The organism is Rhodanobacter sp. UC4452_H20 (assembly GCF_052978205.1).
In genome coordinates this window covers 3539026-3552098 of record NZ_CM129662.1, presented here as the reverse complement: position 1 = coordinate 3552098, position 13073 = coordinate 3539026, and the positions used below count along the sequence as shown (strand labels likewise).

10 protein-coding genes are annotated in these 13073 nt (G+C 70.3%); 6 read left to right on the top strand and 4 right to left on the bottom strand.

What is annotated here, in order from left to right; translation table 11 throughout:
* Positions 1-120: 120 nt before the first annotated feature.
* Positions 121-1227 (bottom strand): amidohydrolase family protein, encoded by a 1107-nt coding sequence (locus ACVCMC_RS16345; RefSeq protein ID WP_447098062.1) that lies wholly within the window; start codon positions 1225-1227, stop codon positions 121-123.
* A 113-nt stretch (positions 1228-1340) separates the two neighbouring features.
* Between ACVCMC_RS16345 and ACVCMC_RS16340 the strand changes: the two genes are divergently transcribed.
* The 5 genes from ACVCMC_RS16340 to ACVCMC_RS16320 are packed head-to-tail and all read left to right on the top strand — an operon-like array spanning position 1341 to position 7821.
* Entirely contained in the window at positions 1341-3458 is a 2118-nt protein-coding gene (locus ACVCMC_RS16340; RefSeq protein WP_447098061.1) for a glycoside hydrolase family 36 protein, read from the top strand.
* Positions 3455-4474 (top strand): EamA family transporter, encoded by a 1020-nt coding sequence (locus ACVCMC_RS16335; RefSeq protein ID WP_447098060.1) that lies wholly within the window; start codon positions 3455-3457, stop codon positions 4472-4474. The genes ACVCMC_RS16340 and ACVCMC_RS16335 overlap by 4 nt, the downstream gene beginning before the upstream one ends.
* Entirely contained in the window at positions 4417-5706 is a 1290-nt protein-coding gene (locus ACVCMC_RS16330) for a D-tagatose-bisphosphate aldolase, class II, non-catalytic subunit (protein ID WP_447098059.1), read from the top strand. The genes ACVCMC_RS16335 and ACVCMC_RS16330 overlap by 58 nt, the downstream gene beginning before the upstream one ends.
* Positions 5687-6853: an SIS domain-containing protein gene (locus ACVCMC_RS16325; protein WP_447098058.1), complete on the top strand. Its 1167-nt coding sequence runs from the start codon at positions 5687-5689 to the stop codon at positions 6851-6853. The genes ACVCMC_RS16330 and ACVCMC_RS16325 overlap by 20 nt, the downstream gene beginning before the upstream one ends.
* Positions 6850-7821, top strand: coding sequence for an N-acetylglucosamine kinase (locus ACVCMC_RS16320; RefSeq protein ID WP_395120190.1), 972 nt, complete (start codon positions 6850-6852; stop codon positions 7819-7821). The genes ACVCMC_RS16325 and ACVCMC_RS16320 overlap by 4 nt, the downstream gene beginning before the upstream one ends.
* 42 nt (positions 7822-7863) lie before the next feature.
* On the opposite strand, the gene trpE is transcribed toward ACVCMC_RS16320, so the two are convergent.
* Positions 7864-9354 (bottom strand): anthranilate synthase component I, encoded by a 1491-nt coding sequence (gene trpE / locus ACVCMC_RS16315; RefSeq protein ID WP_447098057.1) that lies wholly within the window; start codon positions 9352-9354, stop codon positions 7864-7866.
* Positions 9355-9573: 219 nt separating this feature from the next.
* Between trpE and ACVCMC_RS16310 the strand changes: the two genes are divergently transcribed.
* Positions 9574-10590: a hypothetical protein gene (locus ACVCMC_RS16310; RefSeq protein ID WP_447098056.1), complete on the top strand. Its 1017-nt coding sequence runs from the start codon at positions 9574-9576 to the stop codon at positions 10588-10590.
* A gap of 3 nt (positions 10591-10593) precedes the next feature.
* Here the strand turns inward: ACVCMC_RS16310 and ACVCMC_RS16305 are convergent, their stop codons facing one another.
* On the bottom strand, positions 10594-10977 hold the full coding sequence (locus ACVCMC_RS16305; RefSeq protein WP_447098055.1) for a hypothetical protein: 384 nt from the start codon (positions 10975-10977) through the stop codon (positions 10594-10596).
* A gap of 57 nt (positions 10978-11034) precedes the next feature.
* Positions 11035-13065 (bottom strand): ATP-binding protein, encoded by a 2031-nt coding sequence (locus ACVCMC_RS16300; protein ID WP_447098054.1) that lies wholly within the window; start codon positions 13063-13065, stop codon positions 11035-11037.
* Between the last annotated feature and the right edge of the window lie 8 nt (positions 13066-13073).

Sequence of the window (13073 nt, the reverse complement as noted above, 5' to 3'; positions counted from 1 at the left end):
AGGAGCCCGCTCGCCGGCGATGCTCCTGACGCTCCCGCAAATCCCCAATCCCCCATTCACTGCCCCGAGCTTGTCGAAGGGCCTTATCCCGGCTCAAAGGCATCGCCCGCAGGCGGGCTCCTAGGTGCCCGGCCTGACGAACACGCGCATCGCATTGCCGTAGTAGATCTTGTCGATCACCGCGCGCGGCAGCGCCAGGCCCGGCACGTCGGCGTGGATCATGTCCACGTGCTGCGTCTCGCCGGTGGCCAGGTAGCGCCAGTCGGAGCTCCACGCCGCGTGCGCCTCGCGGCGGAACTCGGCGGGGTCGGCATCGGGGCCGTAGGTCAGGTCGGTGCCGTACATCACCCGATCCTGGTAGCGGATGAAGAAGTTGCGCACCTTCTCGCGGTCGCGCACCGACTGGTATTGCACCTGGCTCATGCGCGCGGCCATGTCCACGGTGGCATCGGGAAAACGGTCGAGGAAGGCGGCGATGCGGTCGACGTCATACTCCAGGCTGGCCAGATGCGCGCCGACGAAGCGCAGCTTCGGGTGCGCGGCCACGAAGCGGTCGCGCACCGCCATCAGATCCTCGTAGCGCGGCATCTCCGGATGCAGGTGCATGTAGTACTCCGGATGCTTGCTGAAGTACTCGCGGTCGTTGTCGGTGGTCATCTGGTCCAGCGGCAACCAGCAGTTGCGCGGCTCGCCCTGGTGGTCGATCAGGGCCACGCCGAGCGCGCGCACCTGCTCGGCCACGGGCGCCAGGCCCGGATCGTCGAGCATGATCAGTTTGCCGTCGGCGCTCCGCTCCGCGAGGCCCACGTTTTTCCAGATCTTCACTGCCAAGGCGCCCGCCGCCACGTCGCGGGCAAGTTTCGCGTCGACGCGTTCGGTCCAGCCCGGCGTGCCGAACCCCTTCATCGAGAAGGTGGTGGCCCAGTGGAAATGCGCCGGGTCCCTTGCCGCCAGGGCCACGGCGGCCGCGTGCTGCCGCGCGATGCTCGGGAAGTCGGGATAGTCGACGTTGATCGACAGCAACTCGAAACCGTCCGCGCGCGCCTGTTCGAGGAATGCCGGATCGGGCGTGTTGGCGTGGACGTGGGCGTCGAACTTGCGCACCTGGCCGAAGTCGGCCATCGAATAACTTTCCGCGGCATGCCGGCTCGCCGTCGCGCAGGCGCTGGAAAGGGCTGCCGCGATGGCCAACAGGGCAAGGACGGCGGGACGGAAGATCGTGTTCATCGGTCCACCTCGGCAATATAACGAAACATTTTCGAACCATACCGAAACGAAACGCTTGCATCAAGAGCAACGGCTGACGCAGAATCGGGACGACGTCTCAAGAGGAATTCGCCATGCGCCCGATCGGACGACGCACTGTATTGAAGCTCGTGGCCGGCAGCGTGGCCGGTGGCGCGGCGTGGCTCATGCTGCCGAAGGCGCTGGCGGCATCCCGGCCTGGCTATCCCGGTGCCGGCCGCACCGATGGCGGCACCGGCGCCACCGCCGGCGATGCAGTACTGGCGATCGCCTTCGATCACCGCCTGCACACGCGCCTGGTGGTCCGCGGCAAGCCGCTCACGCCGTGGCAACCCAGCGAGAGCCTGCTGTTGGCCGATGGCGCGGTCGACGACTTCGCCATCACCGGCCACCGGGAACAACCGATCGCCGACGCGCGTCACGGCAGCGGTCACCAGTCGATCGTCACCGGCCGTTCCGGCAACCTGGAAAAGGAAGTGGCGCTGACCTTCTTCGACGGTCTTCCCGGCTTCGCCGTGCTGCAGACGCGCTACCGCAACCTGGGCAGCACCGCCGTGCAGGTCGCCGGCTGGCGCAATGCCGCGCATGAACTGGCCGAGGCGCCCGGCGGCTTCTGGAGCTTCTCCGGCACCACCCACACCGATCGCCGCGATTGGGTGCAGCCGCTGCGCGCGGGGTTCGACCAGCGCAATACGCTGGCGATGGATTCGTCCGACTACGGCGGCGGCACGCCGGTGGCCAACATCTGGCGCCGCGACGTCGGCCTGGCAGTCGGTCATGTGGAGCCGGTGGTGCGTCCGCTGGATCTGCCGGTGCGCAAGACCGACCGCGGCGCGCACATCGCGGTCGAATCGCTGCAGGCATCCGCCCTGGCGCCGGGCCAGGCCCTGGTCACCGAACGCACTTTTCTGGCGGTGCACACCGGCGATCATTTCGCGCCGCTGCTGCAGTACCGGCAATACATGCAGGCCGAGGGCCTGGAGGCGCCGCGGGCTCCGGAATCGGCCTTTGCGCCGGTGTGGTGCGCGTGGGGCTACGGCCGCGACTTCACCGTCAAGCAGATCCTGGACACGCTGCCGAAAGCGCGCGAACTGGGCTTCGGCTGGGTGGTGATGGACGACGGCTGGCAGACCAACGAGGGCGACTGGCGCATCGACAGGCGCAAGTTCCCGCGCGGCGAAGCCGACATGCGCGACTTCACCGCGAAGATACGCGCCCAGGGCATGCATCCGCGCCTGTGGATCGCGCCGCTGGCCGCCGACCCGGGCAGCGACGTGCTGCACGACCATCCCGACATGCTGCTGCTGGACCAGGACGGCGGGTTCCAGAAGGTGACCTGGTGGAACGCGCTCACTCAGTGCCCGGCCTACCAGCCCACCGTCGACTTCTACGTGGCCCTGGTGAAGAAGGTCATCGGCGACTGGGGCTTCGAGGGCATCAAGTTCGACGGCCAGCACCTCAACGCCGTGGCGCCCTGCTACAACCCCGCGCACAAGCATGCGCATCCGGGCGATTCAGTCGAAGGCTTGGCCACGTTCTGGCAGGCCATCCACAAGGCGGCGCACGAGGCCAACCCGCAGGCGGTGGTCGAGCTGTGCCCCTGCGGCACGGCTTTCGATTTCCACAACCTGCCGGCCACCGACCAGTACCCGGCGTCCGACCCGACCTCTTCGTGGCAGGTGCGCAGCAAGGGCAAGAGCATGAAGGCGCTGATGGGCTCGCGCAGCAGCTATGCGGGCGACCACGTGGAACTGTCCGATCGCGGCGACGACTTCGCCTCCACCGTCGGCATCGGCGCGATTCCCTCCACCAAGTTCACCTGGCCGAAGGACACCGAGCATCCCTCCGAGCCGCTGCCGCCGGGCGGCCTGGTCCTCAACCCGGAGAAAGAGGCGCTGTGGCGCAAGTGGGTGGCCCTGTACAAACAGCACATGCTGCCCAAGGGCGAATACCTGGGCACGCTGTACGACATCGGCTTCGACAAGCCCGAGGCGCACGCCATCGCCAAGGACGGAGCGATGTATTACGCCTTCTACGCCGACCGGTTCAACGGCAAGGTGCCCTTGCGCGGGCTTGGCGCCGGACGCTACAAGGTGCGCGACCTGTTCAACGAAGTCGACCTTGGCGAGGTGGAGGCCACTGCGGCGAACCTGCCGGTGGCGTTCAGGCACTTCGTGCTGCTGCAGGCCACGCCGCTGGGGACGCCGGCATGAGCCTGGCCGCCAGTGCGATCGCCGCGCCGCGCCGTCGCCCCTGGCTGGTTTTCGCCGTCGCCACCGTCGCGCTGTGGGGCGTGTGGGGCGCGCTGTCGCCGCTGTCGGCCGAGCACGGTTTTCCCGAAACGCTGGTGTACTGCGTGTGGGCGCTGACCATGATCCCGCCGGCGCTGTACATCCTGTGGCGCAGCGGCTGGACGCTGGAGCATTCACCGCGCGCGATCGGCTACGGCATGGCCATCGGCCTGCTCGGTGCCGGCGGGCAGATGCTGCTGTTCCACACGCTGACCATCGGGCCGGCGTATTTCGTGTTTCCGATCATCTCGCTGTCGCCGGTGGTGACGATCGCCCTGTCCTTTGCGTTCCTGCGCGAGCGCACCGGCTGGAGCGGCGCGCTGGGCATCGTGCTGGCGCTGGTGGCATTGCCGATGCTGGACCTGTCGTTCGGCCGCAGCGCCGGCGGCGGACTGGGCTGGTTCCTGCAGTCGCTGCTGATCATGCTGGCCTGGGGCGTGCAGGCGTACTTCATGCGCCTGGCCAACCACACCGTGCGCGCCGAGAGCATCTTCTTCTACATGATGCTGGGCGGCCTGCTGCTGGCGCCGGTGGCGCTGGCGATGACCGACTGGTCGCAGCCGATCAACACCGGCATCGACGGCCCGTGGATGACCGCCGCGATCCAGTTGCTCAACGCCATCGGCGCGCTGACCCTGGTCTACGCCTTCCGCCACGGCAAGGCGATCGTGGTGGCGCCGCTGACCAATGCCGGTGCCCCGCTGGTGACCGCCGCGCTGGCGCTGGTGTTCGCCAGCATCGTGCCGGGCCCGCTGAAAATGATCGGCCTGGTGCTGGCCCTGATTGCCTCGTTGCTGCTGGCACTCGAACCCGAGGCCGTGGCCGAAGCCGAGGGCGATCCCGACGTTTCCACCCCCTCCCCCGAATGGACTCCGTCCCCATGCACGTCCTCTCCGAGCTCATCGCCCGTCACAAGCAGGGACACGCCGGTGGCGTGACCTCGATCTGTTCCGCGCATCCCCTCGTGATCGAAGCCGGCCTGCGCCACGCGCAACGCACGGGACAGGCATTCGTGCTGTTCGAGGCCACCTGCAACCAGGTCAACCAGGACGGCGGCTACACCGGGATGAAGCCGGCCGATTTCGTCGCCTTCGTGCATGCGATCGCCGACCGCGTCGGCTTCGACCGCGCGCGCATCGCGCTGGGTGGCGATCACCTGGGGCCCAACCCGTGGACGTCGCTGAACGCGGACGCGGCGATGGACAAGGCCGAGGTGATGGTGGCCGCGTACGTGGCCGCCGGCTTCCGCAAGATCCACCTGGACTGCTCGATGGCCTGCCGCGGCGATCCCGAGCCGCTGCCGGAGGCGGAGATCGTGCGCCGTGCGGTACGCCTGTGCCGGGCCGCCGAGGTCGCTCACGCGCAGGCCGGCGGCGAGGCGCCGGTGTACGTGATCGGCACCGAGGTACCGGTGCCCGGCGGTGCCACCGAGGCCATCGAAGGCCTCGCCGTGACCACGCCGCAAGCCGCGCTGGCCACGATCGAGGCGCATCGCCAGGCCTTCGCCGCCGCGGGGCTGGACGCCGCATGGCAACGCGTGATCGCCTCCGTGGTGCAACCGGGCGTGGAGTTCGATCACCACGACGTGGTGGATTACGACCCGTCGAAAGCGCGCGAACTGAGCCACGCCATCACCGGCGTGCCGGGCATGGTGTTCGAGGCGCACTCGACCGACTACCAGACCCGCGACGCGCTGGCGGCGCTGGTACGCGATCATTTCGCCATCCTCAAGGTCGGCCCCGGCCTGACCTTCGCCCTGCGCGAGGCGCTGTGGGCGCTGGACGCGATCGAGCAGGAGTGGATCGGGGATGCGCGTCGGGCACGCCTGCGCGAGGTAACCCTGGCGCGCATGCGCGAGCAGCCCGGCTACTGGCGACGCTACTACCACGGCGAGGGCCACGCGCTGACCATCGACCTGCAATACAGCCTCAGCGACCGCATCCGCTATTACTGGCCGGACCCGGTGATCGAGCAGGCCTGCCAGCGCCTGTTCGACAACCTGCGCGCGACCCCGCCGCCGCTGCCGCTGATCAGCCAGTTCCTGCCGCACGCGCTGCGCGCGCTGCGCACCGGCGGCGCGACCAACGACCCGCTCTCCCTGACCATGGCACACATCAGTGCCGCACTCGACGACTACCACCATGCCTGCCATGACCATGACATCCACTGAATACCTGGGCGCGTCCGAGTCCGAGCTGACCGCCGCGGGCGCGCTCTGCACCGCACGCGAGATCGAGCAGCAGCCACGGATGCTGCAGCGGACCCACGCGCTGGTGGCCGGGCTGCATGCGCAGATCCGGGCGTTTGCCGGCCCGCTGATCGACGACCCTGCCGCGCGGGTGATCCTGACCGGCGCCGGCAGCTCGTCCTATATCGGCCAGTGCGTGGCGCCGCTGCTGGACCGCCGGCTGGCCGCCCGCGTGGACGCGGTGCCGACCACCGACATCGTGTGCGCCCCGCGCTTGTATCTGGAGCCGGAACAGCCACTGCTGCTGGTCTCCTTCGGCCGTTCCGGCAACAGCCCCGAAAGCCTGGCCGCGGTGGAACTCGCCGAGTCCCTGGTGCGCGACGTGCGCCACCTGGCGATCATCTGCAATGCCGACGGTGCGCTGGGCAAGGCGCCGGTTGCCCGTTCGATGACCCTGCTGCTGCCGGCCGAGACGCACGACGCCGGCTTCGCCATGACTTCCAGCTTCAGCTGCATGATGTACGCGGCCATGGCCGCGTTGTTGCCAACCGGCAGCATGGACGCGCGCATCGACGCCATTGCCGATGCCACCGCGCGGGTCATCGCCGGATCGCTGCCGGCACTGAACGAGCTGGCGCGCGGCCAGTACGACCGCGTCGCCTACCTCGGCAGCGGCGTCTTGCAGGGGCTGGCCCGCGAGGCGGCGCTGAAGCTCGGCGAGCTCACCAATGGCGCGGTGGCGACCTGCTTCGAGTCGCCGCTGGGTTTCCGCCACGGGCCCAAGACCTTCGTCACCGAACACGCCCTGGTGATGGTCTTCGTGTCCAACGACCCGCTGACCCGCCGCTACGACCTCGACCTGGTGGACGAGCTGCGTCGCGACGGCCGCGCGGCGCGCATCATCGAGGTGAACGCCCAGCCGCGCGCTGCCGCGGGCGCCGACGGCATCACGGTGCCGGCGATGGCCGATGCCGCCGATGCGGATCTGCTGTGGCCGTACCTCGCCATCGCGCAGATCCACGCCTTCCTCCGTTCGCGCGCCATCGGCGTGACGCCCGACAATCCCAACCCCGCGGGCCTGGTGAACCGCGTCGTGCAGGGCGTGCGCCTGTACGCTCTGAGCGCATGAATCGGGTGACTTACCTGGGCGTGGACGGCGGCGGAACGAAAACGCGTTTCGCCCTGATCGACGCTGACGGCCGACTGCTCGGCGAAGCGGAGCTCGGCACGACCTACCATCCCCATGTCGGGCTGGACGGCGTGCGTGCCATCCTGGCCGAGGGCGTGACCGCGGTGCTGGGCACCGCCGGCCGGACCCTGGCCGACATCGGCCATGCCTTCTTCGGGCTGCCCGCCTACGGCGAGGACAGCCGCGCCACCGCGCTGTTGCAGGCGTGCCCCGCGGCGATCCTCGGCCACGACCGCTACACCTGCGACAACGACATGGTGTGTGGCTGGGCCGGCTCGCTGGGCTGCGCCGACGGCATCAACATCGTCGCCGGCACCGGTTCGATCGGCTATGGCCAACGCCAGGGCCTCGCGGCCCGCGCCGGCGGCTGGGGCGAGGCGTTCTCCGATGAAGGCTCGGCCTACTGGATCGCCATGCGCGGACTCAACGCCTACTCGCGCATGAGCGACGGGCGCCTGCCCCGCGGCCCGCTGCACGCGATCCTCAACGCGCACTTCCAGCTCGACAACGACCTGGACATCTGCGCCCATGTCTACGGCGGCAACTCCTACGCCCGCGGCGACCTGGCGCAGCTCTCGCGCCAGGTGGCCGAGGCGGCACGGGCCGGCGACGGCGTGGCCGCCACCATCTTCCGCGACGCCGGCCACGAGCTGGCCGGCATCTGCGACGCACTGCGACTGGCCCTGCACTTCGAAGCCGGCGAAACCGTACCGGTGTCCCATTCCGGCGGCGCCTTCAATGCCGACGAACTGCTGCTGGCACCGCTGCGCGAGGCGCTTGCCGCCGCAAGCACGGATTTCGACCTGCGGCCGCCGTTGCACGCGCCGCATTACGGCGCCGCGCTCTACGCGGCCCGGCTCGCCGGCCACCCGGTGCAGGCGGCAACGCGGGCTGCCGTCGCCCCCTGAGCGAGACTGTCCGGTTCGCCGCGGACTTTTGCCGGGACCGCCCTACAAGCCTTTCGCCGCCTGCGCCACCGCGCGGAACAACGCGCGGCCCTTGTTCATCGTCTCCTCCCACTCGGCGGCGGGGTCGGAGTCGAACACGATGCCTGCGCCGGCCTGCACGTGCAGGCGGCCGCCGTGGATCACCGCGGTGCGGATCGCGATGGCGGTGTCGGCGTCGCCCCACCAGCCGATCCAGCCGATCGCGCCGCCGTAGATGTTGCGCTTGTGCGGTTCCAGCTCCTGGATGATCTCCAGCGCGCGCACCTTCGGCGCGCCGGAAAGCGTGCCGGCAGGGAAGGTCGCCTTGAGCACGTCCATGTAGCTCAGGCCTTCGCGCACCGTACCCTGCACCTGCGAGACGATGTGCATCACGTGCGAGTAGCGCTCTATCGCGAACGAGTCGCCCACTTCCACGCTGCCGGTCTCGCTGATGCGGCCGAGGTCGTTGCGGCCGAGGTCGATCAGCATCACGTGTTCGGCGCGCTCCTTCGGATCGGCCAGCAACTCCGCTTCCAGCGCGCGGTCCTCTTCCTCCGTGGCGCCGCGCTTGCGCGTGCCGGCGAGCGGGCGCACCACCACCTTGCCGCCCTTCAACCGCGCCAGGATCTCCGGCGAGGAACCCACGATCTGGGTGTCGCCGAGATCGACGAAGTACATGTAGGGCGAGGGATTCATCGCGCGCAGCGCGCGGTACACGTCCACCGGCCGCGCGTTGAAGCGCACGGAAAGGCGCTGTGACGGCACCACCTGGAAGATGTCGCCGGCGCGGATGTATTCCTTCGCGCGCTCGACCATCGCCTCGAACTCGTCCCTGGTGAACGAGGACTTGAAGTCGCTCTCGTCCAGCGCGACCGACTGGGTCAGCTGCGGATACGAGGCGCCGCCCTGGCGCAGCCGATGGACCAGCGCATCGAGCCGTCGCTGCGCCTGCGCGTAGGCGTGCGGCTGCGACGGATCGGCGTGCACGATCAGGTACAGCCGGCCCTTGAGGTTGTCGAATACCGCCACCTCCTCGGCCAGCATCAGCAGCACGTCGGGCGTGCCCAGCTCGTCGAGGCGGTCCCACTGCGCCAGCCGCGGCTCGATGTAGCCGATCGTCTCGAAACCGAAGTAGCCGACCAGGCCGCCGGTGAATGCGGGCAGTTGCGGCAACTGCGGCACGTCGTACTGCGCGCGCAGCTTCTCGATCTCCGCCAGCGGATCGTCGAGATGGCGGCGCTCGGTGATCTCGCCGGAATCCTCCACTTCCAGCTCATGCCCGCGCAGGCGGAACACCCGCTTCGCCGGCAGGCCGATGATCGAATAACGCCCCCAGGTGGCGCCGCCCTCGACCGACTCGAACAGGAAGGTATACGGACCGTCGGCGAGCTTCAGGTACACCGACAGCGGCGTGTCGAGGTCGGAGAACACCTCGCGCACCAGCGGGATGCGCGTGTGACCGCGGGCGGCCAGCGCGTCGAATTCGTTTCGGCTGATGGGGTCGGGAGAGCTCACGGGTCGCGGTTCCGGGTGGTCACGAAGGGGAAACGAACATTGTAGGCCAAGCGCAGGCGCCGCCGCGGCGCGCTTGATACGCTGGTGGCGGCGGTCTACTCTCGACGGTCGGGCTACAGGGGACCGTGCGTGGATCAGTATTGCGTCGTAGTGTGCGGCTTGCGGGCCGGTGCGTCGGACGAGGCGTCGACGTGGGCGCCGGTGGCGGCCGCGCTGAGGATGGAGCACGACGAATTTTCCCGGCGCGTGGTCGCCGCGCTGCCGCGGATCGTGCGCCAGCAACTGGACCGCTCCAGCGCCGAGCGCATCGCGCAGTTGCTGCAGGGCCTGCACGTCGATGCCCACGCGCTCCCCGGCGACGAAGAACTGGCGTACATCGACCGCGACGGCAGCAGCCGCGGGCCGTTGCCGCGGTCGGCGCTGGACGCGTTCATCGCGCCGGGCGAGTCGTATCGGCTGCACGGCAGCCTGGCATGGCAGATCTGGCCGGAGCCGCTGGAGTACGAGTCCTCGCCCCCGCCGGCACAGGCATTCGACGAGGTGATGGCCGCGCCCGTCGACGAAGCCTTCGCCGCGGCGCCCATCGAGCCGCTCGACGATGAACCGCCTGCGCCCGCGGCCGTGAGCGCGTCGCCCGGCCTGCCGCCGCCATTGCCCACCGCGTCGTCGCCCGCGGCCGTCGAGCCGCCGGTGCCTGGCGACGAGATGGCGACAGACGATGCCCTGATCAATCCGTCGTCGGACGAGCCCGTCGGCGAAGCCGACGTCGCCGCCCCGCCAGCCGAGACCACAAGCCACCCGCCACGACGCTCGCGGCTGGGTCGCATGTTGCTGCTGCTGGCACTCGTCGGCGTGGCCGCGTGGGCTTATCTGAATTGGGGCGCCGATACGCACGTCGACGATTCCCCGCCGGCGGCAGCGGTCGGCCATGCGCAGCCGGCGAACAGCACCACCGCGGCAGCGGCAGCGGCAGCGGCGACTTCGGCCGCGGCAGCGCCCGCCATGGCCGCGTCCACCCCGACGGCAAGCGCCAGTTCGACGCCCGCGGCGGCGACGTCGGTCCCGGCCTCCGGCGGCACGGCGGCCTTGCCTGCGGCGGCCGCGACCACGGCGGCACCGGCAGCGGCATCCAGCGCGGCGCCCGCTGCATCGGCCAGCGCCGTGCCGGCGCATGCGGCCAGCGCGATGGCCACGCCCACCACGCCCGCGGCGGCGGGCTCGTCAGCGCGGGGCTGAAGCTCAGGCGGTTTCGGTCACCGGCTCCACTGCCGGCGCGGCATCCGCCGCCATGTCTGCCGACGCCTCCGCACCACCGGCGAGCGCGAGCAAGGCCTGGTTCTCGCGCATCACCTCGCGCAAGGCCAGCAGCGCACGCACGTTGCGTTCCAGCTCGGCGATCGAGATCGGGAAGAAACCGTCGTCGCGGTCGCTGACCACCCAGCTGCGCGCACGCGCCAGGTCGACCGGGATCTGCGCGGCATGCAACGCCTCGACCACATCCGCGGGACGCAACTCGGCCAGCTCGCACACCAGTCGCCACAGCCAGTTCATGCGTTGCGGATCGGTGGCACGCAACAGCGGCGGGCGGCGATAGGGTTGCCGGCTGAGATTGGGGACATCCATGGCGACATTTCCGCGGGAAGCCGAGATGTCCGGATAGCGGCACACGGCGGCGAAGCTTTAACCGCCCAGCCGCTGCCGCGGCATGCCGCGCAGGGTGAGGGTGAACGCCACGCCGCTGCCGTCGTCGAGATTGCGCGCGCTGACGCTGCCGCCATGGCGCTCGGCGACCAGGCGCACCACGTACAAGCCCAGGCCCAGGTGCGGCGCCTCGCCGGGCACCGCCTTGTCGCGCAGGCTGACCAGCGAATCGAACAAGCGGCCCTGCATCGCCGCGGGCAGCGGCGGGCCCTGGTTGGCCAGCTCGATCTCGGCGCCACCGTCGAGCGCACGCAGGCTCAGCCGCAGCCAGCCCTGCGCGGGGGTGAACGAGAGGGCGTTGTCGAACAGCTTGTCCAGCGCCTGCGCGATCAGTTCCGGCGCGCCGTGCAGCGGCAGCGGCGCATCCGGCAGGCGGCAATCGAGCCGGCGCGTGCCGACCAGCGGGCGGTAGCCGTCGGCGCAGCCGCGCACCACGTCGCACAGGTCGACATCCTCGGGCTCGGCCGCTTCGATCGAGCGCTCCATCCGGCTCGACTCGCTCATCGCCCGCACCAATGCGCCCAGCCGCGCCACCCCGTCGCGGGCGCGTTCCAGGTAGGGCTTGGCCGGCTCCGGCAGCGCGGCGTGCTGCTGCAGCGCGTGTTCCAGGTTGTCCAGCGAGGACTTCACGATCGCCAGCGGCGTGTTCAACTCGTGCGACAGCTTCGAGGCGAGCGTGCGCAGGTAATCGGTGTAGCTGCCCACGGCCACGAACAGCTTCTCGAAGCTGCGGGCGAGATCGCCGATCTCGTCCGGTGCGTCGATCATCGGGAAGCGGTCCGGATTCAATTGGCCGTCCAGACGTCCATCGTTGCGCTGCGCCCGCTCGACGGCATTGCGCAGCCGCGCCAGGCGCAGGCTGAGCCGGGTGGCGAACGCCAGCAGGATGCCGCCGGCCAGCAGCAGCACGACGAAGCTGGTCAGCAGCACGCCGAAGAGCGCGCGGTTGGCCAGCAGCGGCACGGTGCGACTGGACTGCTCCAGCAGCAGCACGCCCTCGACCTGGCCGGCCCGCTCGATCGGCACCGCCGCGGCGAGCACCACGCTGCCGCGCTCCTCGCCGTGGCGCCAGCGGCTGACCGCATGGCCGGCGCGCGCCTGCTCCACTTCGCGGGTATCCAGCCGCGGCACGTCCTGTGCCCACAGGTTGGCGTCGTCCAGGCGAGTGGCCAGCAGCGAGCGATAGACCAGCGAGGCAAACCAGCCCGGGTCACGCTCGGCCGCGCTGCTGCCATGCAGGCGGCCGCTGCGCGCGAGCAGCCAGCCGGCCGGTGACAGCACGCGCGCCTGCACACCTGTCGGCACCAGCTGCGCCAGCTCGCCGGACAGCACCGCCGAGTAGCGGCGCAATGGGCGCGACTCGACGGCCTGCCGATCGCCGCCGCTGCTGGCGTCATAGGCGCCGATACCCAGGCGGCTCGGCGCCGGTTGCCTCGGCAGGCGCAGCTCGACCTGGTAGCCGCTGCCGTCCTCCTGCCAGCTCGCGCCGAGCTGATCGGGCAGGCCGGGCACCGGCGGGTCCAGCGGCAATGCCTGCAGCGGCCCCGGTGCCGCGCTGGCCAGCAGGTAGCGCCGCTGGCCGGCGGCGTTGCCGAGGGCGAGAATCAGATGGTCGGCCAGCAGCGCGTTCGCGTCTTCGGCATCGGCGCGGGTGCGGTGGGTGTCGGCCATCTGCGCATGCAGGTAAAAGCCGTCCGCATCCTCGGCCAGCAACAGCTGTCCGCGTCGCGCGAACGGCTGGCTCCATGGCGTCAGCGGTGCCCAGTCGTCGCCGTAGCCGTCGACGGTGATCGGCGTGGGCGCCTCCTGCACGTACCAGCTCGGGCCGTCGGCCGGCGGCAACGCACGGGTCACCACCAGGCTGCGCGCCACCACCTGCGCCGAGGCCACCAGGGCCTGGGCCTGGCCGTCGCGCAGCAGCGACTCCATCTGGCGCACGTCGAACCAGCCGGCCACCGGCAGCGCCAGCGTGCACAGCGCCACCAGCAGCAGCTTGCGACGCAGGCTCATGCCGCTCC